Annotated in this window: 22 protein-coding genes; 6 read left to right on the forward strand and 16 right to left on the reverse strand. The window is 66.5% G+C overall.

Translation table 11 applies throughout. From position 1 onward, the window contains the following. Positions 1-73: 73 nt before the first annotated feature. Positions 74-685, forward strand: coding sequence for an oligoribonuclease (gene orn, locus QFZ91_RS19600; RefSeq protein WP_429568140.1), 612 nt, complete (start codon positions 74-76; stop codon positions 683-685). A 36-nt stretch (positions 686-721) separates the two neighbouring features. Here the strand turns inward: orn and mog are convergent, their stop codons facing one another. After that, positions 722-1,363, reverse strand: coding sequence for a molybdopterin adenylyltransferase (gene mog / locus QFZ91_RS19605; protein WP_429568141.1), 642 nt, complete (start codon positions 1,361-1,363; stop codon positions 722-724). Continuing rightward, entirely contained in the window at positions 1,344-1,952 is a 609-nt protein-coding gene (gene yjgA / locus QFZ91_RS19610) for a ribosome biogenesis factor YjgA (protein ID WP_429568142.1), read from the reverse strand. Before yjgA ends, mog begins: the two co-directional genes overlap by 20 nt. A gap of 151 nt (positions 1,953-2,103) precedes the next feature. Between yjgA and pmbA the strand changes: the two genes are divergently transcribed. Next, entirely contained in the window at positions 2,104-3,474 is a 1,371-nt protein-coding gene (gene pmbA / locus QFZ91_RS19615) for a metalloprotease PmbA (RefSeq protein ID WP_429568143.1), read from the forward strand. Positions 3,475-3,551: 77 nt separating this feature from the next. Here the strand turns inward: pmbA and QFZ91_RS19620 are convergent, their stop codons facing one another. The 9 genes from QFZ91_RS19620 to QFZ91_RS19660 all read right to left on the reverse strand — a co-directional run bounded on the left by QFZ91_RS19620 (position 3,552) and on the right by QFZ91_RS19660 (position 12,110). After that, positions 3,552-4,076 carry a dihydrofolate reductase gene (locus QFZ91_RS19620; protein ID WP_429568144.1) on the reverse strand — a complete coding sequence of 175 codons (525 nt, stop codon included), beginning with the start codon at positions 4,074-4,076 and terminating at the stop codon, positions 3,552-3,554. Between the two features lie 71 nt (positions 4,077-4,147). Further along, positions 4,148-5,707 (reverse strand): sigma 54-interacting transcriptional regulator, encoded by a 1,560-nt coding sequence (locus QFZ91_RS19625; RefSeq protein ID WP_429568145.1) that lies wholly within the window; start codon positions 5,705-5,707, stop codon positions 4,148-4,150. 24 nt (positions 5,708-5,731) lie between these two features. Beyond that, positions 5,732-7,183 carry a hypothetical protein gene (locus QFZ91_RS19630; protein ID WP_429568146.1) on the reverse strand — a complete coding sequence of 484 codons (1,452 nt, stop codon included), beginning with the start codon at positions 7,181-7,183 and terminating at the stop codon, positions 5,732-5,734. A gap of 94 nt (positions 7,184-7,277) precedes the next feature. Then, positions 7,278-8,087, reverse strand: coding sequence for a peptidase C39 (locus tag QFZ91_RS19635; protein ID WP_429568147.1), 810 nt, complete (start codon positions 8,085-8,087; stop codon positions 7,278-7,280). Between the two features lie 7 nt (positions 8,088-8,094). Then, positions 8,095-8,808, reverse strand: a complete 714-nt coding sequence (locus tag QFZ91_RS19640; RefSeq protein ID WP_429568148.1) for a C39 family peptidase — start codon at positions 8,806-8,808, stop codon at positions 8,095-8,097. A 105-nt stretch (positions 8,809-8,913) separates the two neighbouring features. Then, complete coding sequence (locus QFZ91_RS19645; RefSeq protein ID WP_429568149.1) at positions 8,914-10,305, reverse strand: hypothetical protein; 1,392 nt, start codon at positions 10,303-10,305, stop codon at positions 8,914-8,916. 25 nt (positions 10,306-10,330) lie between these two features. Further along, positions 10,331-11,008, reverse strand: coding sequence for a hypothetical protein (locus QFZ91_RS19650; RefSeq protein WP_429568150.1), 678 nt, complete (start codon positions 11,006-11,008; stop codon positions 10,331-10,333). Next, the gene (locus QFZ91_RS19655) at positions 11,005-11,556 is read right to left on the reverse strand and encodes a hypothetical protein (protein WP_429568151.1); all 552 of its coding nucleotides are present in this window, start codon (positions 11,554-11,556) and stop codon (positions 11,005-11,007) included. The genes QFZ91_RS19650 and QFZ91_RS19655 overlap by 4 nt, the downstream gene beginning before the upstream one ends. Before the next feature lie 119 nt (positions 11,557-11,675). Continuing rightward, positions 11,676-12,110, reverse strand: a complete 435-nt coding sequence (locus tag QFZ91_RS19660; RefSeq protein ID WP_429568152.1) for a hypothetical protein — start codon at positions 12,108-12,110, stop codon at positions 11,676-11,678. Between the two features lie 539 nt (positions 12,111-12,649). Here QFZ91_RS19660 and QFZ91_RS19665 point away from each other — a divergent pair. Both QFZ91_RS19665 and QFZ91_RS19670 read left to right on the forward strand, forming a co-directional pair. Beyond that, a complete protein-coding gene (locus QFZ91_RS19665) occupies positions 12,650-14,044 on the forward strand; it encodes a sigma 54-interacting transcriptional regulator (RefSeq protein ID WP_429568153.1) in 1,395 nt (464 codons plus the stop codon). Between the two features lie 248 nt (positions 14,045-14,292). Beyond that, a complete protein-coding gene (locus QFZ91_RS19670) occupies positions 14,293-15,264 on the forward strand; it encodes a thymidylate synthase (RefSeq protein WP_176380321.1) in 972 nt (323 codons plus the stop codon). Positions 15,265-15,368: 104 nt separating this feature from the next. Here QFZ91_RS19670 and QFZ91_RS19675 read toward each other — a convergent pair whose 3' ends face one another. Together QFZ91_RS19675 and QFZ91_RS19680 are read right to left on the reverse strand one after the other, a co-directional pair. After that, a complete protein-coding gene (locus QFZ91_RS19675) occupies positions 15,369-17,903 on the reverse strand; it encodes a DUF6600 domain-containing protein (RefSeq protein ID WP_429568154.1) in 2,535 nt (844 codons plus the stop codon). A gap of 171 nt (positions 17,904-18,074) precedes the next feature. Further along, a complete protein-coding gene (locus QFZ91_RS19680; protein ID WP_429568155.1) occupies positions 18,075-18,788 on the reverse strand; it encodes an ArsR/SmtB family transcription factor in 714 nt (237 codons plus the stop codon). 186 nt (positions 18,789-18,974) lie between these two features. Between QFZ91_RS19680 and QFZ91_RS19685 the strand changes: the two genes are divergently transcribed. Together QFZ91_RS19685 and QFZ91_RS19690 are read left to right on the forward strand one after the other, a co-directional pair. Next, positions 18,975-19,115 (forward strand): hypothetical protein, encoded by a 141-nt coding sequence (locus QFZ91_RS19685; RefSeq protein WP_176105427.1) that lies wholly within the window; start codon positions 18,975-18,977, stop codon positions 19,113-19,115. 119 nt (positions 19,116-19,234) lie between these two features. After that, complete coding sequence (locus QFZ91_RS19690; RefSeq protein ID WP_018433387.1) at positions 19,235-19,741, forward strand: acyl-CoA thioesterase; 507 nt, start codon at positions 19,235-19,237, stop codon at positions 19,739-19,741. 64 nt (positions 19,742-19,805) lie between these two features. Here QFZ91_RS19690 and fumC read toward each other — a convergent pair whose 3' ends face one another. The 3 genes from fumC to panS all read right to left on the reverse strand — a co-directional run bounded on the left by fumC (position 19,806) and on the right by panS (position 24,026). Then, a complete protein-coding gene (gene fumC, locus QFZ91_RS19695; RefSeq protein ID WP_176380324.1) occupies positions 19,806-21,203 on the reverse strand; it encodes a class II fumarate hydratase in 1,398 nt (465 codons plus the stop codon). A gap of 15 nt (positions 21,204-21,218) precedes the next feature. Next, positions 21,219-22,940 carry a phospholipase D family protein gene (locus tag QFZ91_RS19700; RefSeq protein ID WP_429568156.1) on the reverse strand — a complete coding sequence of 574 codons (1,722 nt, stop codon included), beginning with the start codon at positions 22,938-22,940 and terminating at the stop codon, positions 21,219-21,221. 126 nt (positions 22,941-23,066) lie between these two features. After that, positions 23,067-24,026 carry a ketopantoate/pantoate/pantothenate transporter PanS gene (gene panS / locus QFZ91_RS19705; protein WP_429568157.1) on the reverse strand — a complete coding sequence of 320 codons (960 nt, stop codon included), beginning with the start codon at positions 24,024-24,026 and terminating at the stop codon, positions 23,067-23,069. Positions 24,027-24,273 lie beyond the last annotated feature (247 nt).

The following is a 24,273-nucleotide window of genomic DNA, read 5'->3' on the forward strand; positions in this document are numbered from 1 at the left end:
ATTTCAAACGAACACATGCCGCGCCGCACGGGCTTGCAGCGAAGCCCGCGGCGCGGCCCTCAGGGTTGCCTTCATGACTGACATCCTCGCATCCACCGAACAGCCGCCGCTCGTGCGCAGCGACATGAATCTCGTCTGGCTGGACATGGAAATGACCGGGCTCGAGCCCGACACCGACCGCATCATCGAGATCGCGGTGGTGGTGACGAATTCGACGCTCGACAGGATGGTCGAAGGTCCGGTGCTCGCGATTCATCAGAGCGATGAAACGCTCGCGAAGATGGACGAGTGGAATCAGAACACGCATGGCCGCTCGGGGCTGATCGATCGGGTGAAGGTCTCGACGGTCAGCGAGGCCGACGCAACCGCGCAGATCCGCGAATTCCTCGGCCAGTACGTGCCGCCCGGCAAGTCGCCGATGTGCGGCAACTCGATCTGCCAGGACCGGCGCTTCATGGCGCGCTGGATGCCGGATCTGGAGAGCTTCTTCCACTACCGCAACCTCGACGTGAGCACGCTGAAGGAGCTGTGCCGGCGCTGGCAGCCGGTCATCTACAAGGGCTTCCAGAAGCGCGCGATGCACACCGCGCTGGCCGATATTCACGAGTCGATCGACGAACTGAAGTACTACCGCGAGCATTTCCTCGTGCCGTCGGCGCCCGACGCCGCCTCGAGCGCCAAATAAAGCGCGGGCCTGCCTGCAGGCCCTAATCCGCCAACCTCAGTCCTGCCGCGGCGCGCGCTGCGCGCTCTTTGGCCGGAACGCCTTCACCACGTCGGCGTTGGTTTCCACGTAAGGCCCGCCGATCAGGTCGATGCAGTAGGGCACCGCCGCGAAAATTCCCGGCACCTTCCCCGCGCCGTCATCGCGCAGGCCTTCCAGCGTTTCCCGGATCGATTTCGGCTGGCCGGGCAGGTTGACGATCAGCGCGGCGTGCTGATCGGTTTCCCGGATCACCGCGACCTGGCGCGACAGGATCGCGGTCGGCACGAAATTCAGGCTGATCTGCCGCATCTGCTCGCCGAAGCCGGGCATCTCCTTGGTCGCCACCGCGAGGGTCGCCTCGGGCGTCACGTCGCGGCGCGACGGGCCGGTGCCGCCGGTCGTCAGTACCAGATCGCAGCCCACTTCGTCGACCAGTTCGATCAGCGTCGCCGAGATGGTCGGCGCATCGTCGGCGATCAGCCGCGTGACGACTTGCCACGGCGAGCTCAAGGCCGCGCCGAGCCACTCCTGCAGCGCCGGAATGCCCTTGTCCTCGTACACGCCCGTCGACGCGCGGTCGCTGATCGACACGAGGCCGATCACGATTTCGTCGGGGTGGTTACGTTGCTTGCGTTGATCAGGCGTCGCGGTCGTCATCGTCTTGTTCCGGGGCGAGGTCAGCGTCTTCGGCTTCGTCGCCGGCGCCGGCCGCGTTCTTGATCCACTGGAACAGCTCGCGGAAGTAGCGCGGCGGCTTGCTCTGCTGCGCTTCCTTGCGCGCGTTGCGGATCAGCGTGCGGCCCTGCTGCGGGTCGGCGGCCGGGTGCTGGCGGATGAACTCGGTCAGTGCGGCGTCGTCGGCAAGCAGCTTTTCGCGGGTGCGTTCGATCCAGTGGAGCTTCGCCGTTTCCGTCTTGTTGACGCCGTTGTAGGTGTCGAGCGCGGTGCGCAGTGCGGCGGTTTCGATGTCGAGCAGCGAGCGCATCACGCGGCCGACGTACTGGATCTGGCGGCGCTTGCCTTCATGATCGGTGATGCGGCGCGCTTCGCGCACGGCTTCGTCGAGCTTTTCGGGCATCGGCATGCGCTTGAGCGCGTCTTTCGGCAGCGCGACGAGCGCCGCGCCCAGATCCTGCAACGCTTGCATTTCGCGTTTGACCTGGGACTTGCTCGGACGATCGTAGCCGTTTTCGTCGACTTCCGTGACGACCGATTCGATCGGTTGAATGCGGGTTTTGCGTGTCATGCCGGTATTGTAACTTGCCGCGCCGGCCCGACCCGCGGCGGCGCGTACCTTGCTATGATCGCGGGATGCATTTATCCCGCACCCGCGCATCTCGCGCCGAACACGGTGCGCATACCCAGGGCCGCGCGGCCCCAACAGGACGGCAACCACAATGGCAGCAGACATGGACGTCAAGCAGCGCTTTTTTCCGCATACCCAGGATGAACTGAAGGAAATCGCCTCGGACATCCTCCGTCACGCGAAGGCGCTCGGCGGCACCGACGCCGCAACCGAAATCTCCGAGGGCGACGGCCTGTCCGTCTCCGTGCGGCGCGGCGAAGTCGAGACGATCGAGCACAACCGCGACAAGATGGTCGGTGTGACGGTGTTCATCGGCAACAAGCGCGGCAACGCGAGCACCTCGGACTTCTCGCCGCAAGCGTTGAAGGACACGGTCGCGGCCGCCTACAACATCGCGCGCTTCACCGCCGAAGACGATTGCGCGGGCCTCGCCGAAGCCGACCTGCTCGAAACCGCGCCGCGCGACCTCGATCTGTATCACCCGTGGAATCTGTCGGCCGACGAAGCGGTCGAGATCGCGCGCCGCGCCGAAGATGCCGCGTTCGCGACCGATCCGCAGATCAAGAACTCCGAAGGCGCGAGCGTGTCGGCGCAGCATTCGCAGTTCGTGCTGGCGACCTCGCGCGGCTTCCTCGCCGGCTACCCGTACTCGCGCCACTACATCGCGTGCGCGCCGATCGCCGGCAGCGGCCGCAACATGCAGCGCGACGACTGGTACACGTCGACGCGCAGCGCCGACGAGCTCGCCGATCCGGAAGCGGTCGGCCGTTACGCGGCGCAGCGCGCGCTCGCTCGCATCGGCGCGCGCGGCCTCGAAACGCGCAAGGTGCCGGTGCTGTTCGAAGCGCCGCTCGCGGCGGGCCTGCTCGGCGCGTTCGTGCAGGCGACGAGCGGCGGCGCGCTGTATCGCAAGACTTCGTTTCTGGTCGACAGCCTCGGCAAGCCGGTGTTCGCGCCGCACGTGCAGGTGATCGAAGATCCGCACGTCGCGCGCGCGATGGGCAGCGCGCCGTTCGACGAGGAAGGCGTGCGCACGCGTCAGCGCTCGGTCGTGAAGGACGGCGTCGTCGAGGGCTACTTCCTGTCCACCTACTCGGCGCGCAAGCTCGGCATGAAGACCACCGGCAACGCGGGCGGCTCGCACAACCTGTCGCTGCTCAGTTCGAACACGCGTGCCGACGACGACTTCGAAGCCATGCTGAAGAAACTCGGCACGGGTCTCTTGCTGACCGAGCTGATGGGGCAGGGCGTCAACTACGTGACGGGCGACTACTCGCGCGGTGCGTCGGGCTTCTGGGTCGAGAACGGCAAGATCCAGTATCCGGTCGAGGAGATCACGGTCGCGAGCACGCTGCAAGAGATGTTCCGCCATATCGTCGCAATCGGCGCGGATACGATCACGCGCGGCACCAAGCAGACCGGCTCGGTGCTGATCGAGCGGATGACGATAGCGGGGCAGTAAGCCGCGCGGCGGCGCGTTCCGGCGCTGCCCCGTATCAAACGAAAACGCCACGCAGCTCAACGTTGGGTGGCGTTTTTTTATTGCTTGCGTGGCGCGTGCCGGCAGACGTCCTTGCGTTGATACGTGACGAATGCGTAATCGAAGTCGTTCGGCGCATTCGAGTGATGCGCTTCGCGCGCGATTTCTTCCCACACGCGCGGGTCGATCGCGGGGAAGGTCGCATCGCCGTCGAAGTCGGCGGCGATCTCGGTGACGATCAGCTTGTCCGCGTGGCGCAGCCCTTCGTCGTACAACTCCGCGCCGCCGATCAGAAACGCCTGCGGCGCCTGGTCCTGCGCGGCGAGCGCGAGCGCTTCATCGAGATTGGTCGCGGTATCGCAGCCTTGAAAGCGCCGCGAGGCATCGCGCGTGACGACGATGTTGCGGCGTCCCGGCAGCGGCCGGCCGATCGATTCATGTGTCTTGCGGCCCATGATGATGGGCGCGCCCATCGTCGTGCGCTTGAAGAACTTGAGGTCTTCGGGCAGTCGCCAGGGCAACTGGTTGTCGCGGCCGATCACGCCGTTGCTGGCGCGAGCGACGATCAGGGTGAGCGTCGTCATCGAATGGAAAGAGAAGGGTAACCGGGCGATTCTACCCGACGCACCGATGCGCACCGATGCCCGCGCGCTGCTCACCTCTGCGCCGCCCCGTCCGTGGCCAGCCCCTTCTTGTCGTCGGCGCCACCCGGTTCGCGCAAACCGTGCACGCCCATCAGCCGATACAGCGTCACGCGAGAAATGTTCAGATCCACCGCCGCCTCGTTCAAGCGGTGCCGATGGCGCAGCAGCGCGGCCTCGATCGCGCGCTTCTCGGCGGCCTCGCGCGCCTGGGTGAGCGTCATGCTCTGCTGCTCGGTGTAGGCCGCGAGGTCGAGATCGTCGGCTGAGATCAGCTTGTTCTCGGCCATCACGATCGCGCGGCGCACGCGGTTGATCAGCTCGCGCACGTTGCCGGGCCAGTTGTAGTTGTAGAGCGCCTCGATCGCCGACGGCGTGAAGCCGCGAATCTTGCGCGCGTTGTCGGTCTTGAACTTGTGCAGGATGTGGTACGCGAGAATCTCGATGTCCCGCCCACGCGCGCGCAGCGGCGGCTCGTCGACGCGCAGCACGCACAGGCGATGAAACAGGTCCGCGCGGAACTGGCCGTCGCGCATCGCGCCGTCGAGATCCACGTGGGTCGCCGAGATGATGCGCACGTCGACCGGGATCGATTCGCGGCCGCCGAGCCGCTCGATCTTGCCTTCCTGCAGAAAGCGCAGCAGGCTCGCCTGGCTTTCGAGCGGCAGGTCGCCGATCTCGTCGAGAAACAGCGTACCGCCGTCGGCCGCCTCGACTCGGCCGATCTTGCGCTGATTCGCGCCGGTAAAGGCGCCGCGCTCGTAGCCGAACAGTTCGGATTGAAGAAGGTGATGCGGAATCGCGCCGCAGTTGATCGGCATGAACGGCGCCTTGCGGCGCGGCGAGCGCTCATGGATCGCCAGCGCGGTCAACTCCTTGCCGGTGCCCGATTCGCCCGCGATGAACACGCTCGCGTCGGTGTTCGCGACCTTGCGGATCGTGCGAAAGAGCTGCTGCATCGCCTCGCAGGTGCCGACCATTTCCTCGTCGCCTGCTTCGCTGGCGGCCGGCGGGAGCTCCGGGTCGCACAGCGCGACCATGCCGAACGCGTGGCCGGCCAGATAGTCGATCGTCGCGTGCGCGACGGGCAGCTTCACGAAGTCGAAGCAGTAGTGGCGCACGAGACGTCGCACCAGCGGATCGCTGAGCCGCTCGTTGCTCGCGAGCGCGATCCAGCCGATCTGCTGCTGACGCAGGCTCGCCTCGAGTCCGCCGATGTCGCGCGGCGCGAAGCTCGCCAGATCGACGATGCCCGCGCACGTTATGTCCGGCTTCAAAAGCCGCCCGAGTTCGTGCGCCGAGCGCGCGGCCGCGACCTGCCAGCCGCGGCTTTTCAGATGCGCGATCAGCGTTTCGTCGGGGGTGCGCGCGACGTACAGCAGCTGTCGCGCGACGCCCGGCATCGCGGCGCTCGCGGGCGCGCCGGTTTGGTTGCTAGCCGGTGACCCGACGGCCGGCGCCGCGGCGGCCCCGGCGGCCGGCGCCGCGGCGCGCTGCTTCGGCACCGCGAGCGACAGATGCGATCCCGCTGCCGCGACGGAAGCCACACTGCTCAGATGAGGTGATTCACGCACGTTCGACCTCGTATCGTTGACACGTCAGAAGGTGTACGGAAAGCGCACGCCGACCACGAAGTTCGGCGCGTCGGGTGTGAGTCCGATCGATACCGAGCCGTTGATGGTCAGGTGCTTGTTCACGACGTGGTTCAGGCCAAAATTCATCGCCGCGGCCGTGGTTTCGCTGCCCGGCACCTTCTGGTAGCTGCCGCCCGGCGCCTTGGTCTCCGACTCGGGTTCGAGCGCCATCGTGAACGACACGCTGGCCGAATCCTTGTCGGAGAACGCGAGCGCGACGCCGCCGCCGAACTGCACGATGTCGCCGAGCTTGACCGTCGCCGGTTCGGTTTGTCCCTGCACCGACGAAATGTCCGCGAACGAACGCGCGATGTTGTAGGTGTAGGAAACGCTGCCGAACAGCACGACCGGGTCGTAGGTCTTCAGCACCGACAGACCCGCGGTGATGTTCCAGAAACCGGTGCCGGTCGGCAGTCGGGTCGGCGCGACGAGGTTGGTGTTGTTCGCGTCGATCTGCACGACTTTTTCGCCGAACGGCGAGCTGCCGGTCGGCGCCTTCACGCGCAGACTGCCGACCACGTCCGGCAGCGCATTGGTTTCCCTGACGAACTGGTAGTAGATGCCGAAATTCACGTCGCCGATGTCGTGACTCGACACCGTCGCATCCGACAGCGTGCTGGCCGCGCCGCCCGCGCCGCCGACGATGAAGGTGCTGCGCCGGTACACGTACGGCACGTCGACGTCGACGTTGATGCGGTCGGACACGCCGTAGCGCGTGTCGAGGTCCGCCATCACCTGGTGCGACTTGGTCTGGCCGAGGTTGATGTTGCCGAGGAAGATCGCGTCGAGCGCGAGGAAGCCCGACAACTGCAACTGGCGACGGTCGTAGTAGGTGTCGCTGATGCCGAAGTCCATCGTCAGCTTGTGGTCGAACAACGGCGCATGCTCGCGCTGCACGACCGCTTGCTCGGCCTGGGTGCGCACCGGTTCGTTCGCGCGCTGGGTCTGGCCGACCGCGCCGCTGCCGTCGGTGGCGGCGGGCAGGCCGCCGGCGCTGGCGTTGCCCGCGTTGCTGCCGTCCGGCGTCGGCGGATTGACCGGCACGCCGGTGGCGGTGCCGGTGGTGCCCGCCGGCGCGGGCGCGCCAGGCGCGATCTGCGCGAGCGGCGGCAGCGGCACCGGCAGGCCGTCGGCGCCGGGCTGCTCGGCCACCGCGCCGCTGCCCGCGGGAGCGCCGGCGCCCGGCACGCCGCGGCCGCGTTGCGCCATCTCGAGTTCGGTGACCTGGCGTTCGAGCGAATGGATCTGCCGCTGCTGCTCGTCGACGACGCGCATCAGCGTGTTCAGACGGTCCTCCACGGATTGGCCGGCGAGCGCCTGCGCGCTCGCTGGCTGAGAAAGAGCCCAAAGCATGATGGCGGCCGGAATGGCCGCGAGAGCCATGCGCGGTGCCCAGGTCGATGACACTTTTTTCATTATTTGCTCCCCCGGTGGTCCGGCCGCGCGGTCCTGACTGCGCGGCCGTCTCTTTTTTGCTTGTGGTGCAACTCGCGGGTGGCGGCCCGCTCCGTTATCTCCTGTTTTGCAGTGCTTGCAGTACGCCCAACTGACGAAGCATCGAAGCCGACATCTGCTGGGTTTGCAGATGCAGTTGCAGGGCGTTGGCGACTTGCTGGTTATTGCCTGCGATCTGCAGCAACTGGGCGATCTGCCCGTTGCTCGGCGCGATGGTCTGGGTGGCGAGCCCAGCGGGTGTCTGCAGCGCGACGTTCACGCCGTTGCTGCCGAACGAAATGCCGGCTTTCACGGAGCCGGTCGAATTGCTGGCCGTCGCCGACGGCGCGTTGGCGGAGCCGGTCAGCGTCGCGGCGCTGTTGTTGAAGTCGATCAGCGCGGAGTTGGTGCCGCTGTTGCGATCGCCCGCGACCTGGGTAACCTGCGACACGCCGTTGACGCCGATGCTCTGGCCGCCGCGCGCCTGCGCATTCGGATTGGCGCCCGAATCGCCGGCATGGCCGTGCGCGCCGCCGCTCACGCTCGCGAACGTGCTGACGGAACTCGTGAGCTGGCCGCCACCGTTCTGTACCGCGCTCAGCGAGCCTTGAGCGAGCGCGCTCGCACCGTTGGGCAACTGCCATTGCGAAATGACGTTCAGCACGAAGCCGGAGATCATCGTCGCGCCGGCGTATTTGCCGGTCTGGGTCGCGAGCACGTCGTCGCCGACCAACTGCACTCGCAGCGGCTCGGCGCCTGGCGCGGACCGTGTCGAAACTTCGGGTGCCGGCGGCGAGGCGGCGCCCTCCGAAGCATGGGCAATGCTGCTTGCGCCACAGGCGATGGAGCAGAGCACGAACCCAAGCGGTGTCAGGTGTGACTTCATGGCGGGATCAGAACATGTCTGCCTTGTTCAAGCCGTACTCGAAAAAGGGCGTCGCGGCGGTGCCGGCCGCCAGCGCGGCGGCGCGCAGCTTCAGCGCGAGCGACTCGTTGTCCTGCAACAGCGGTGAATCCTCCCTGAAGGGTTTGCCGAGGACCGCGAACACGAGGCCGTTCCAGGTCTTCGCGAAGTCGTCTTCGAGCACGATGCGATTGCCGAGCGCCGGGTCCGCGATGAACACGCGGCCGTCCTGCGCATGCTTGACGATCACGAAATGCTCGTAGCCGTCGATGTTCATCAGGACCATCACGGGGATTTGAAGGTGGTGGAGCGCGTCGACGTTGACGCGAAAGCCGCGGCCGCGCAGTCCGATGGTTTCGACGAAGTGCTTCATGTCGAGCATCGAGAAGCCGTTCTTGACGACGACCTCGGGCGTCGAGAAAACCATCATCCGGCGGATCAGTTCGGTTTCCGGAATATCGATGCCGTAGCCATACTTGAGGAGGGTGGCGAGCGCCGCCGCGCCGCAGCTGTAGTCGAACTGCTGATTGACGATGTGGTTGTAGCGCAGGTCCTTCATCGAACGGACCGTCTTCGTCAATGGCACGCCGACGAACGTGGACGTGTCGATGCTCGACTGTGCGGCGGCGTGATCCGCGCACAGCACACAGCCTGCCAGCGCTACGGCGAGCGGTAGCGCCGGGAACCCCTTGAACCCGGTCATGCTGGTCTCCTGCCCGATCCGCGCCGGCAGCTTCTTTGGCTGCCGGCGCGCCCTTCCGACTGCTTTGTGCTTCTTCTGCTTGCCCGCGGTCGTCGCGTCGTCGGCTTACTTGCCGCTGTTCAGCGCCGCGATGGCAAGGCCGTTGTGCTGCAAGTTGCCCGCGCCGCCGGCGATGTTCACGCCGATGTTGCCGGAGGCGCCTTTCAACGTATCGGCGCCCAGACTTGCGGTGCCCTGGAATTGCCCGTGAACGACCATCGTGGCGGATTGCGAGTTGTCATCCGTCGCATCCATCGCGGTGGTCAGCGCCTTGCCCGGCGAGGTCGTCGTTACTGCGCCGGCAAGCGCGTTGTCCTGCGCGTTGCCGATGCCGGACGCGATGTTCACGCCGACGTTGCCCGTCACGCCCGACAGCGACCCGTTGCCGACCGACGCGTTCAGATTGAAGTTGTGGATCGCCGCGCTGCCGCCCGAGGACTGCACGTTGAAGTCCTGCGCGTTGCCGAACACGTTGCCGACGTCGACCGAGGCGAGCGACACGTCGTTGCTCTGCGCGTTGTCGATGCCTTCCGCGATGTTGATGCCGAGGTTGCCCGACACGTTGCTGGCCGCGTTGGTACCGGTGGTCGCGTTCAGCGTGGCGGCCCGTTCGTTGTTGATGTGCTGCGTGATCGAGCCGCGCGTCGTCACGTCGGTCGTCGTGAGGCCTTCGTCGATGCCCCATACGGCGCCGTACGCGTTGGTCGACGAAGAGCTGCTGCGCGAGTAGCTCGACGATTGCTCGCCGACCCTCGCAAAGCCGGAGCCTTCGCTCGCCTTGAAGCTCCACGAACGGCTTTGCCCGGACGCTTCGCTCGCTTCGAAGGCGCCGGCGACGCCCGACGAGTTCGAGTAGCTCGACTCGCGATAACCGGCGTGCAGGCCGCCGCGGGCGCTGAACGAGCCGCTGCCGTGCGAGGGCGTGTTGTGGTCCTGATAGCTGTAGCTGCCGCCGATCGAGCCGCCCGCCGCGATATGGCCGCCCGAGTTCTGACTCGTGTGCGAGAAGCTGCCCGCGATGCCAGCTGCCTGCTGGCTCGTTTCATAGCCGCCGCTCGTCACGCTCGCACTCTGGCTGCCGTACGCATAGCCGCCCGAAGCTTCGAAGCCCTGCGCGCTCGAGCTCGACGAGGTATGGCTTTGCGTCGTGAACGCGAATGCCGTGCCGCCGCCTCTGACCGACGACCTGTTGTTGTTGATGGTCGTGGTCACGGTGCCGGTGGTGTAGGTCTGCGCCTGCGGATCGAGCGTCGCGTTGACGTTGACCATCTGATTGTTGTTGATCACCGCGTTAGCCGTGCTGGAGACATGCACGCAGCCAAACAGTCCGACCATACCCTCGACGCCGACCATCTCGCCGACGACCGTCGTATTGAACAGGTAGGCCTTCTGCGGCGCGGCAAGCACGCTGCCGGATGCGGCAACGAGAACGGCCGTGGCAATAAGAGTGCGCTTCATGATTCGCTCCGATACTTAAGTGTGGTCAGTTAAAAAAAGTGCCCGCCGGGGGACGGAGCACAAAACTGTTTGCCGTGGCATTACCGGCGCCGGCTGCCTGGTTGATCTGCACGATTCCGCTCGCGTTACGGAAGGCATCGCTGGAAATGCTTGCCTCGCGCACGCCGTGAATCGTGTTCGACCGCCCCGGACCGCCGTTTTTCGGGGCCGTCGCGGATAGCTCCCCATCCGAGACGGTCTCGACTCCGAGCGCCGCAGTCCCGATCTGGGTGCTGTTGCGCTGCAGATTCCCTGCTCCGGCCGACTGGTTCACCAGCTCCGCGCCGGATGTGTTCGAAAACGCATTGGCGTCGATCGACGCTTGCGCGCGCGGCACGTTGGCGAGCACCGACGCGCTTTGCACGCTCGCGTTCGCGTTGCCGACGGCGGCGCCATTCGTCACCGTGATCTGGTTGATCTGCGCGTTGTCGAGGCCAGCGGTTTCGTTGACCGAGAGCGCGCCCGTCGCGCCCATGCCCGCGCCGCTGCCGATGGTCGCGGTGGCGCCGACGACCGGCGCCGCCGCCGACTGCGCGTGGGCCTCGCCGGCGACGAGCGCAGCGACGCCCATGCACAGGCACGCGCAGACGCGCAGGGCAGTGCGCGCGGAAGTGAATTGCAGTGATTCGAGCGATGGCAGCGAGGGGCGCAGGCGCGTGCTCATTTCAGACCTCCGGGTGCGCCGCCGAGCACGTTCGATAGCGGCGCGAGCGCGCCCGTCACGGACGAGCCGATCGTGCCGCCGACGCCCGTCGCCGGTCCGCCGATGCCGCCCGCGTTCAGCGGGATCGTATTGCCGGTCGCCTTGCCGGAGAGGATCTGCGTGACGGCCTGCATGCCGGTGCCGCCGAGCACGCCGCCGGCGACGACGCCGTTCGAGCCGTGCGCGTTGGTCAGATCGGTGTCGCCGACGAGCGTCGCGATCGTCGGGTCGAACGAGTTGGCCGGGAACATCGTGGCGCGCACCGCGACCGGGTCCTGGTCGCGCGGCACGGGGACGAACGCGTCGCGCGGCGTGACGCTGCGCTCGACGATAATGTCGCCAGGATTGGCGACCTGCTCGGCATACGCATGGCTCGCGAAGCAGGCGCTGACGAGGACGCTGGCGAGGAGGGCTGTGCCGGCCAAGGCGGTGCGCGGCAAGACGGGAGCGTTGCTGAACGACGCCGCCGGCAGCCCGAGGGCGCGCGGCGTCTGGTGGTTCGTGCTCATGTCCCGGTCCCTCCTCTGTTATTGCTTGTGTCCCGCCGTCGTGGGGCGCGTCAACTTTCGCGCGGCCACCGGTCCCGCATTCCCTGGTTATTTGCTATCGGTTCGTTGCTTCGTCCTGCTCACTTGCGCTGGTATGTCGCGACGTTGCCCTGGGCGGCGCGTGCTGCATCGACGGGCACGGGCAGCGGCGAGGGCGGGGCGATCTCGTCCCACAACGTCACCTGGTTGCCGCCGCCTTGCATCAACTGTGGCGTCGCGGCGACCATCAACATGCCGACCGCGCCGCCGCGTTGCCGCGACAGCATCTGGTCGTCGAGCGAAATATCGTTCATCGATGCAGCATCGCCAGCCGCAACCGGCGAAGCGGTTTGCAGGCTGGCAGAGGCCGGGTCCGCGGCATCGTCGAAATCCGCCGGCGTGACGGAACGCGTCGGGGCGGCTGGCGCTGTCTGGGTGCCGGCACTCGCCGGCAGGGCGCTGAGCGCCAGGGCTGCGCAAATCGCGAAGAATGGCGCGCGGCGGCTTGTCAGATCGATGCGGAATGCGAGTCGCATGATGTGTCTCCGTGGTGTTCGCCAATTAGCGAAACATGTGCCATCGCTCGCAATCCATTGATGCGTCTGGCGCCCGCCGGCGGAATGACAACTAATGCGTTCCAAATGAGGAAAAAACGTTGCAGTCCTGAAACGGGTCAGCAGAAAATACCTATAATTCGATAATCTGTAAGGTACGAACTACCGTCGCGGGAACGCCACGAAAAGCGCTTCCACTAATGTTTTTATTTGTCGGCTGAATATATGGCGATCGGCCGCTAAGCCATGATGGGCAAGGTGTCCGTCGATTAAATTCGCATAATTGTTTTCGAAGCGGCGCACGTATAGTAAGCTCTCGAAAACAGCTTCAGATTTAAAAAAGGCCCATATCGGGCCGTCTCAAACACACACGCCGCTTTCTTGGGGATCAGCTGTCCGCACGGAATGGAATGGCCGTTCGGGTTTTGCGATTCGCGAATCCCGGACGAGTCAGCGTGTCTGAACCTCAGTTTCAGGTGCATGCGTCGTCCTTAACGTTCGTTGACGAGAGGATCTGAATAATGGAACCCGCAGCGCGGCAACTGATTTACGTTTCGCGTGACCCCAGCGCGGAACTGAATACGCGTTTTATGCAGCGTGGCTGGCATGTGGAAGTCGTGGGATCGGCGCGCGATGCGCGCCGGGCAGTGCGCACCGGCTCGGCAGCTGGCGGCCTGCTCGATTTGTCCAGTGATTTCCAGCCGCACGAAATCGCCGCTTTTGAATCCTGTTTAACCATGCCGAACGTCGGCTGGGTCGCTGCCACTGCGCCTGGCCAACTGCAAGACGCCGCGTTGCGCCGGCTCGTGCGCGACTACTGTTTTGATTACGTGACGGTGCCGTCTTCTGGCGACCGTATCGTCGACTCGGTCGGTCATGCGTACGGCATGATCTCGCTGAGCGACGCGACCTCGCACGACGGGTTGCAAGGCGCCGAGGGCGAGATGGTCGGCTCGTGCGACGCGATGCTCGCGCTGTTCCGCTCGATCCGCAAAGTCGCGATGACCGACGCGCCGGTGTTTATCTCCGGCGAATCGGGCACCGGCAAGGAGCTGACGGCGGTCGCGATTCATGAACGCTCGGCGCGTCGCAACGCACCGTTCGTGCCAATCAATTGCGGCGCGATTCCGCCGCATCTTCTGCAATCGGAACTGTTCGGCTACGAGCGCGGTGCGTTCACCGGCGCGAACCAGCGCAAGATCGGCCGCGTCGAAGCGGCCAATGGCGGCACGCTGTTTCTCGATGAAATCGGCGATCTGCCGCTCGAAAGCCAGGCGAGCCTGTTGCGCTTCCTGCAGGAGCGCAAGGTCGAGCGGCTCGGCGGACATACCGCGATCGATGTCGACGTGCGCATCATTTCGGCGACGCACGTGGACATGACCGCGGCGATGATCGAAGGACGCTTCCGTTCCGACCTGTATCACCGCCTCTGCGTACTGCAGATCGACGAGCCGCCGCTGCGTGCGCGCGGCAAGGACATCGAGCTGCTCGCGCGGCACATGCTCGAACGTTTCAAGAAGGATGCGAGCCGCCGTCTGCGCGGCTTCGCGCCCGACGCGATCGCCGCGCTTCATAACTACGGCTGGCCCGGCAACGTGCGCGAGCTGATCAACCGGGTGCGGCGCGCGATCGTGATGTCGGAAGGACGCGCGATCACCGCGCGCGACCTCGAACTCGCCGAATACGTCGAGATCGTGCCGGTGTCGCTGGCGCAGGCGCGCGAAGCGGCGGAACGTCAGGCGATCGAGCTTGCGTTGCTGCGGCATCGCGGGCGGCTCGGAGACGCGGCACAGGAGCTCGGCATCTCGCGGGTGACGCTGTACCGGCTGCTGTGCTCGCACGGCATGCGCCATATGGAAGGCGAGCCGATGTCGGCGCCGCACGGCGATTTGCCGGCGTCGGTGCAGCATCTGTAAGCGGCGAGGCTGGCGACGCGGCTTGTGAAGGTCTGGCGCGTCGCCTCGAAGCACTTTTGCGTGCACCTGTTTGCCGCTCGCATATATCGCGCACCCCGGCGTTATCCTTTCCGTCTGATATTCCCCCTCGATATTTCCCATGCGGCGCGCCATGCCCCGGCGTCGTCCGGTCGCGCTTGTTAGAATCGGGCTTTGCTCAATTCTGTGAGCGCGCCTGATCGGGTTCGCGCCGCGTCGAAGGAAACCGCATGAAACAATACCTGGACCTCGTCCGCACGATTCTCGATACCGGCACGTGGCAGGAAAACCGCACCGGCATTCGCACCATCAGCATGCCCGGTGCGATGCTGCGCTTCGATCTGCAGCAAGGCTTCCCCGCGGTCACGACGAAGAAGCTCGCGTTCAAGTCGGCGATCGGCGAGCTGGTCGGGTTTCTGCGTGCCTCGCGCAGCGCCGCGGATTTCCGCGAGCTCGGCTGCAAGGTGTGGGACGGCAACGCTAATCAGAATGCGCAGTGGCTCGCCAATCCGTATCGCGAGGGCCCCGATGATCTCGGTGACGTGTACGGCGTGCAATGGCGCAAGTGGCCGGCCTATAAGGTGCTCGACGCCAGCGCCAGTGCGCAGCTGGCCGACGCGCAGGCGCGCGGTTTTCGCGTGATCACGCAGTTCGACGAAGATGGCCGCTCGAAGGTACTGCTTTACAAGGCGATCGACCAACTGCGCCAGTGTCTCGACACGATCATGCAGAACCCCGCCGATCGACGGATTCTGTTCCATGCCTGGAATCCGGCCGTGCTCGATCAGATCGCGCTGCCGGCTTGCCATCTGCTGTACCAGTTCCTGCCGAACGTGACGCGCCGCGAAATTTCGCTGTGCCTGTATATCCGCAGCAACGACGTCGGGCTCGGCACGCCGTTCAATCTGACCGAGGGTGCGGCGCTGCTGCACCTGGTCGGACGGCTGACGGGCTATACGCCGCGCTGGTTCAGCTATTTCATCGGCGATGCGCACATCTACGAGAATCAGCTGGATATGCTGCATCAGCAGCTCAAGCGCGAGCCATACGAGAGTCCGCGGCTCGCGATTTCCGATCGCGTGCCCGACTACGCGAAGACCGGGGTGTACGAGCCGGAATGGCTCGAGAAAATCGAGCCGGCGGATTTCTCGCTGATCGGCTATCAGCATCACGAGCCGCTGACGGCGCCGATGGCGATCTGATGTCGGTGGAAGCGGGGCGATAGCGTTCACCCCCCGATATAGAAAAGCCCCGCGATGGCGTGTATCGCGGGGCTTTTTCGTTGCCGGAACGGCAGGTGTCCTGCTCAGCTCCTGTGATGGTCGTCGCGATTGCCGCCGCCCTGGTGCTGCTCGACGTGCTGGGGTTGCGGCTGGGGTTGCGGACGTGGCTGCTGCACCGGCTGGGGCCGCGGTTCGGGGCGTGGCTGCTGCATCTGCATCTGCATCTGTGGACGCGGCTCTGGCCGGGCTTGCGGCACCGGCATCGGCTGTGGACGCGGCTCGAAATGCGGCTGCTGCGCCTGCTGGAATTGCGGCTGGGGCCGAGGAGCTTGCGGCATCGGCTGCGGACGCGGCTCGAAATGCGGCTGTTGCGCCTGCTGCATTTGTGGTTCGGCACGCGGTTGCTGCGGCGGGACGGCGCGCGGCGCCTGTTGCATCGCAGGCGGATGCCAGTTCGACACACGCGCCTGTTGCTGCGCGGCCGGGTTTTCCGGCGGATGCGGCACACCCGACTGCGGCGCGAAGCCCGGCTGTTGCGGGTGGCCGGGCTGTTCCATGCGCGGCGCCTGCTGCGCCATCGGCGGATGCGGCTGCGTCCATGCGGGCTGAGACCTGCCGACCGCGCCCCATTCCTGCGGCGCGCCGTGCTGCCCTGCGTGCGCTGCCGCGTCGGCTGGATTACCGCCGACTGCTTGCGGTGGCCGCGGCACACCGTTCGACGGACGGCCCAGATTGCCCACGAGCCCGCTCTCGCCGGGCTGCGGCGGACGCCCGTTGCCGACCATCTGCGGCGGCATGCCCGCACGCGCTTGCGGAGGCGCCTCGCCACGCGGCACCACGGCGCCCGCTTCGCCGGGCCGCTGACCGGCCTGTTCGACGCCATGCGGCGCGTTGCCGGCCATTGCGCCAGGCGTACCGGGCGCACCTGCCGCCATCCCCGGCGGACGTCCCGGCACATGCGATTGCACTACCCGCACGTTCGCCATCGGCAGCGCGCCAGGTGCACCGGTCATATGCGCGGGTACCGAGGTGCGCACGACCGGCTGGCCGCCGCCGGGCACCCGGCCGCCGCTTTGCGCGAAGTGCTGCGCGAGTTCGTCGTGGAAAGCGGCGGGCATGACGGGATTGCGGGTCGCGACGACCGGCCGGCCGGCGACGCTCGCCGGTGGCCGATAGTTCGCGCGCCGCAGATCCGACCCGAAGCTTTCGCGCACCGGCGCGATCCCCGGTGCGCCCGGATTGATTCGCGCGTTGCGCCACTGCGCCGGGTCGACCTTCTGCGAGAAGCGTCGGACCGGCTGACCGTGCACGAACGCGGTCGCCGGCACGGCCGTCACACAGCCCGGCACGTGATAGTTCACGTACGTGTTCACGTTGCGGTGATAGTCGTTGAAGATCGTCGCGCGGTTCACGCGGTTGTAATACCCGGCGCTCCAGCGATCGTGATCGCCCCAATGCGGATGCCACGGCTCGCCTGGCCCGAGCGGAAACCACGCGACCCCCGCCGCGATGACGCCGCCGACCGCCAGGTTGACGCCCCAGTCGGCGCCGCCGTCGTCATTACCGACGAACGCGACCAGCGCCGGCGCATAGGTCGGCGCCACGTCCGCTTCGAGCGGACCGGGCACCCAGGCCCACGCGCCGTCGATGTCGGCCCAGCGGCCGTAGTGGTACGGCGCGAAGCCCCAAGGCTGGTCGTCGACCCAGGTCCAGCCCCACGGCGCCTGCCAGACCCAGTGGCCGTCATGATACGGCGCCCAGCCCGCCGGCATCGCGTTCGGCACCCACACTGCGCCGTACTGCGGCGTCTCGCGCCATGTGCCGTTGGCATCGAGATCCTCGTAGCCGGGGACGTCGCGCGACACGTAGCGCGCTGACAGCGAGCGGTCTTCGGTGGCGTCGCGGCTGGCGGCCCATTGGTCGAGCTCGTCGGCGGCGGGCGCGCGGTTGTCGGCGAGTTGCTGCAGGTTGGTGCCGGCAAAGCGGATCTGCTGACCCGCCGCAATCGGCACTTGGCCGCCGTCGCCGTACGCAATCGCGCTGCCGCTGCGCACGGTGACGGTCGTGCTGCTGCCGTCGGGCGCGACGTCGACGCGGTAGTCGCCGGGACCGTTCACGCCGAGCGCAAGATTCGGCGTGTCGATTTCATACGACGACCCCGGCGCGAGTTCGCGCACGCGTGTCGACAGCGTGCCTTGCGCGACTTTCAGTTGCGCGGTCGAGTCGTCGAGGTTGAGCACGTCGAGGCTCGTGTTCTGGCCGAGGCGCACCGCGGTCGAGCCGATGTGCAGCTCGGAGCGGGCGTTCTGGTCGTTCCACAGCTGGTCGCCGGTCGTCAGCGGCCGGTTGATCTGAGCATACGACCAGTCGGTCGCGCCGGCGGGCTCGGTGGTCACGGCCCCGGCCGTGTAGTTAAGACGCGCGATGCGCCCAGGCGGATCGCCCCCGGACGCTTCGCCGCCCGACCCGACGGCTACCGCGGCTGGTGGCGCAGGTGGCGCTTCCTGCGCGAGAGCGGTTTGCGCGGCGAGCGCGACGACCGCGGCCGCGATCAGCGTATAGCCGCTGATCCGGCGATGAATCCCCGCTTGCCGCAAGGGTTGCTTGGCGTGTGTCATGACTGATCTCCGGCGGACGCGGCAATCGGCCGGGTCCGTTCAGTCACTGTACCTGCCGCCTATGTTTCAAGGCCCGCACATTTGTAAGGTGGATTCGCTCGCCTGTAACAAAAGGTCTCGCGCGGGTCTCGCGCGGGTCTCGCGGCTCCGCGGCAAAGCCGGTTCAGCGGTCTATCCGGCCAGAAACGCATCGAATTGCTGATGGCCGGCCGGCGTGACGCGCAGCACGCGCGGCCGCTCCGTCCGCTCGACCCAGCCATGCGCCGACCACGCGTCGAGCAACGCCGCGCCGAGCGCGCCGCCCAGATGCGGCCGGCGCATGCTCCAGTCGAGGCAGGTGCACGCGAAGCGCCGCCGCCGGGTCTTCTGCGCGGCGAGGTCGATGCCCCAGTCGGCGAAGCGGGCGGCGCCCTGCGCGGTCGCTTCGAGCGAGGCGCCGTTTTGCGTCAGCAACCCGCGCTCGAGCATGCGCTCGAACATCCGCACCGACAGCTCGCCGGCCATGTGGTCGTAGCAGGTGCGCGCAAAGCGCATTTCCAGCGGCACGGTGCGTGCCGGACGCGGCACCGAGCGCTGCGGCGCGCTGACTTGCGCGACGTTCGCGAGTGCTTCGATCGATGCGGCGATGTCCGCCGACGCGATACGGAAATAGCGATGCCGGCCGCGCACTTCGAGCGCGAGCAGCCCGCCGTCGGTGAGCCGTCCGAGATGGGCGCTCGCCGCCGAGGGCGACAGCCCCGCGATCATCGTCAGTTCGCCCGCGGGGCGCGCGCTGCCGTCCATCAGCGCCCACAGCATCGCGGCGCGGCCGGGATCGGCGAGTAGCGCGCCGATGCGGCTCAGGCCGGGGAAGTGGTTCTGCTCGTCTAATAGGGGGGCGGTCATGGCGCGTCTCCTGAATGGGCGGCAAAGGGCGCCGCCACGATTCCCACTCTACGCGCATCAGGTATTCGATGTTTCAGCTTTGCGTGAACAATCAATGTGACGGACGTGTCACGCTCGCCCGCGTTCCCGCGCCGTCTCGTGCCGCCAGGCTAGAATCGAAGCCTGTTCTTGCGGGAATTCGATGTGATGAAAACGCTTCTGGCCGTCGCCGCGACGGTTCTGCTGTTTACCGCCTGCGCAGGTGGCGGAGCCGGCTCGGGCTCGGCCGGCAGCGGCAGCATCAGCATGTACGGCACCATCGACCAAGGGATCACCTTTCACAACTAGGCCGACCGCCGGCCCATCGGCGTGCCGCGCGCCGCGTCTTCCGTGCGACGCCGCGCCGCGCGCAATATTGCGCTCGTATAATCGCCTCCTTTCAATGCATCCGATTGACCGGAGTCAAGATGAGCACTGTTCCCACCGCACCGCTGGACCGTTCGGAAACCACCTTCCGCTTTCTCGCCGAGCCGACTTCGGTCAACTTCGGCGGCAAGGTGCACGGCGGCGCGTTGATGAAGTGGATCGACGAAACCGCCTATGCATGCGCGGCGGTCTGGTCGGGGCGCTATTGCGTGACGGTCAGCGTCGGCAATATCCGTTTTCGTCGGCCGATTCTCGTCGGCAATCTGGTCGAACTGCGCGCGCGCGTCGTCGCCACGGGCCGCACCAGCATGCACATCCACGTGTCGGTGCACGCGGGCGACCCGAAGGGCGGCGAACTGCTGCAGACCACCGACTGTCTCGTCGTGATGGTCGCCGTCAACGAGAACGGCCATCCGGTGCCGGTGCCCGCCTTCTTGCCGGAGACCGAGGAGCAGAAGCGCCTCGCCAAGTACGCGATGGACGTGAAGGAAGCGCTCGACGCGATCGTCGAGCTGAAGCCGGAAGAAGTCGCGCAGGGGAAAATCTGAGTGCAGCGGGGCGGCGCGCGGCGCGCCCGTTTGCGCGCCTTCCGTCACGCCGCCTCGCGGATCATCATGCCGTGCGTCCGACCATATCGTTCGGTCGCACCCACTCGTCGAACTGCTGCTCGGTGACATAGCCGAGCGCCAGTGCCGACGCCTTCAGCGTCGTGCCTTCCTTGTGCGCCTTTTTCGCGATCTGCGCGGCCTTGTCGTAGCCGATGTGCGGATTGAGCGCCGTCACCAGCATCAGCGATTCGTTCAGCAAGGTATCGATGCGCTCGTGATTCGGCTCGATGCCGACCGCACAGTTGTCGTTGAAGCTCTGCGCGCCGTCGGCGAGCAGGCGCACCGACTGCAGCAGGTTGTGCGCGATCATCGGCCGGAACACGTTCAGCTCGAAGTTGCCGCTCGCGCCGCCGATGTTCACCGCGACGTCATTGCCGAACACCTGCGCGCACAGCATCGTCAGTGCTTCGGACTGGGTCGGATTGACCTTGCCCGGCATGATCGAGCTGCCCGGCTCGTTTTCGGGGATCGACAGCTCGCCGAGACCGCAGCGCGGGCCGCTCGCGAGCCAGCGGATGTCGTTGGCGATCTTGTTCAGGCTCGCCGCTACCGTTTTGAGCGCGCCGTGCGCGAAGACGAGCGCGTCGGCCGCGGCCATTACCTCGAACTTGTTCGGCGCCGACACGAACGGCAAACCGGTCAGCTTGCCGATCGCGGCGGCGACGCTGTCGGCGAACTTCGGATGCGCGTTCAGTCCCGTGCCGACCGCGGTGCCGCCCTGTGCGAGCTCGTACAGGTGCGGCAGCGCCGACTCGACGTGCCGGATGCCATGCTCGAGCTGCGCGACATAGCCGGAGAATTCCTGGCCGAGCGTGAGCGGCGTCGCATCCTGCAGGTGCGTGCGGCCGATCTTGACAATATCGGTAAACGCTTTCGCCTTGCCGTCGAGCGTATCGCGCAACGTTTTCAGCGCAGGCAGCAGATGCTTGACGATCGCGTCCGCGGCGGCCACGTGCATCGCGGTCGGAAACACGTCGTTCGACGACTGCCCGCGATTCACGTCATCGTTCGGATGCACCTTGCGCGCTTCGCCGCGCTCGCCGCCGAGCAGCTCGCTCGCGCGGTTCGCGATCACCTCGTTGAGGTTCATGTTGGTCTGCGTGCCCGAGCCGGTCTGCCAGACCGCGAGCGGAAATTCGCCCGGATGCTTGCCGCCGATGATCTCGTCGGCCGCCTGCATGATCGCGCGCGCCTTCTGCTCGTCGAGCACTCCGAGGCCGAGATTGACTTCGGCGGCCGCGCGCTTGATCACCGCGAGCGCGGTGATCAGTTCGGGCGACTGCTTTTCCGTCGAGATCTTGAAGTTCTGCAGCGAGCGCTGCGTCTGCGCGCCCCACAGGCGAGCGTTCGGCACCGCGATTTCGCCGAATGTGTCGCGCTCCATCCGTACGTCTTCAGTCATGGTTGACTCCGCTTCTCAAAGTTCCGAGTTGACAGGCAATAAGGAGAATAGACCGGTTAGCACATTCCGGTAAAAACCGGCCTGCGGATCGAAAATGTAGGTGCGTGTCTCGCCGTTCTCGACGTCGGTCCAGACGAGCGGCGACAGCGGCGCGCCGATCGAGCGCAGATAGGCGAGCTGGGCCGAGTCGGCGAGCGTTACGTGGTAGCTCTGCTCCGGCTGGGTCCCGCGCTCGAAGATTCTCGCGACCTGATTCGCCAGTTCGGGGCTGTGGATCACGAGCGCCAGCTCGGTGTTCAGATTGGCCGAGCGCGGATCGAGGTTCATCGAGCCGATCACGAGAATCTTGTGGTCGATCACGTAGGCCTTCGCATGCAGGCTCGCGCGCGAACGCGAGCCGACCAGCCCGACGTTCGGCGTTTCCTGGCGCGGCCTGAATTCATACAGCTCGACGCCGGCCTTCAGCAGCGGCACGCGGAACGGACTGTAGCCGGCCTGCACGGCGACCGCGTCGGTGGCCGCAAGCGAGTTGGTCAGCACCGCGATACGGATGCCGCGATGCGTGAGCTCGCTGGCTGCCTGCACCCCCGCGGCGTGCGGCACGAAGTAGGGCGACACGATCAGGAAATCGTGCTGCGCGTCGCGCATCAGTTCGCGCAGCCGCGCGAGCGGCGGACTCACGTAGTCCGGCGACGGATGCTCGATCTTCTCCGGCAGGTCCACCTTGAATTCCGCGTCCGCCCACGTGAGGCCGAGCTGCTCGCTCGTGATCTGCGCGGCAAGCGGCGTCGCGTTCAGCGGTTTCGCGTTGTACGGATCGGCGTTGGTGCGCCAGTGATGGCGCAGGTCGTCGCGCGTCTGGTCGAGTTCCTTCTGGTCGAACTTCTGCTTGTTCAGCGCACGCAGCGGATAGGCGAGCTCGCTGTTCCAGTAGTCGTCGAAACTCGCGGAAACGTCGGCGACGATCGGGCCCGCCGCGAGCACGTCGAGGTCGCGGAACTGCAGCGTTTCACTCGCGCTGAAGTACTCGTCGCCCAGGTTGCGACCGCCGACGATCGCCAGCTGGTTGTCCGCGATCATCGCCTTGTTGTGCATGCGGCGCGTGAAGTGGCCGATCTGCGTGAACAGGTTCGCTGTGCGCTCGAACAAGCCTTCCTGCGCGCTGCCGAACGGGTTGAACACGCGGATCTCGATGTTCTGGTGCGTGTCCAGCCCCGCCATGATGCGGTCGATGTCCTTGAAGTTCAGGTCATCGACCAGCATGCGCACCCGCACGCCGTGATCGGCCGCATATAACGCGGCGCCGAGCAGCAGCTTGCCGGTGGTGTCCTCGTTGGCAATGTAGTACTGCATGTCGAGGGTTTTGGTCGCCGCGCGCGCAAGCGCGATGCGCATTTGCAGCGCGTCGGTGCCGTTCGCCAGCACGCGGAAACCCGACTGCTCCGGATGCTTCGCCTCGAGCGGCGCGAGCGCTTCGCGCAGCGGCGTATCGGCGGTGGGCGGCAGCGCGTGCGTCACCTGGCGGTCGAACGCGGTGGCGGGCGGCTTCGTCGCGCAGGCGGTCAAAAATGCCGCCGCGCAACAGAGCAGGAAGATTTGCCTCGTTGTGCTGACTATCGAGCGGCGGCGCGCGGCCCGCCGATGTTGTTCGAATTGGCCCTGCACGCTGTTTTCCCCTTGTTGCAAGCTTTTCGCGTGGCGACAGCGAAGGCCTGTGCCCGCTGTCGAGAAAACCATTCTAAGGGAATTGGGGCGGGTTCCGCGTACGTCGGCAAACGCAGCGGAGTGCCGCGCGTGGGTCGCGAGGGCGCCGCGGTTCCGTGATCGATTACGTGCTGCAAACCGCGGCGCGCGGGGGCGGTATCAGGCGCGCTCGACGTGCAGCGCGCGCTCGCCACCGGGATGCGTCGAGCCTTTCGCCGGTCGGCCCGCCCACACGCCCGCGAGCAGCGAACCCGACAGGTTGTGCCAGACCGAGAACAGCGCGCCTGGCAGCGCGGCGATCGGCGTGAAGTAGAGCTTGCCGAGCGTCGCGGCGAGGCCGGAGTTCTGCATGCCGACTTCGATCGCGAGCGTCCGGCAGACGGCTTCGTCGAACCCGAGCAGACGGCCGCCCCAATAGCCGCCGAGCAGGCCGATGCCGCTGTGCAGCACGACGCCGACCATCACGAGGAAGCCCACCGACGCGATGCTCTTCTGCGTGCCGCCCACCACTGCGCCGATGATCAGCACGATCGCGACCATCGAGACGAGCGGCAGGATCGGTTCGATCTTGCGCACCAGCTTACCGAACAGATGATTGACGACGAGACCGACGACGATCGGCAGCGCGACGATCTGCAGGATGCTCATCAGCATGCCGTGCACATCGACGGCGATCGACGCGTCGACGTAAAGGCGCGTGAGCAGCGGCGTGGCGAATACGCCGACGAGCGTCGACAGCGCGCTGATCGTCACCGACAACGCGACGTCGCCGCGCGCGAGATAAATCATCACATTCGACGCGGTGCCGCTCGCGACGCTGCCGACCAGCACCATGCCGGCGGTCAGGTCGGGCGGCATGCGCAGCGCCTTCGCGATGACCCATGCGGCGAGCGGCATCACGAGGTAGTGCAGCACGATGCCGGCGATCACGGGCGCGGGACGCGTGAACACGCGCAGGAAATCGCCGGCCGACAGCGTGACGCCCATCGCCAGCATGATGATCGTGAGGAGCGTGGTGACGTGCGGCGCGACGCCGGAAAACGAGGCCGGCGAGAAGTACGCGGCGACCGAGACGAGCACGGCCCAGAGCGGGAATAGGCGGGTGACGCGGGCAAGCATGGCGGGTGGTCCTTGGTTATGTTGTATCGCGAGAAAGCGGGGGCCGCGGCGCGGCCGGGTGTCGGCTGGCGTTGCGGCGTTCGTCGCGCCGAAGCGGGTGAAGCGGCTACGGCAAGCGCCGTGGCGAAAGCGCGGCAAACACGGGCGGCCAATCGAAGCCGCACGCGTCGCGGGCAATGGTGGGTGCTCCGGCGGCGCCAGTCCGGCTTTTGCCTTGGTGAGGCGCGCCGTCGTGCGGTTCCTGGCG

It is taken from the genome of Paraburkholderia sp. JPY419 (assembly GCF_050435705.1).
Lineage (GTDB): Bacteria > Pseudomonadota > Gammaproteobacteria > Burkholderiales > Burkholderiaceae > Paraburkholderia > Paraburkholderia youngii.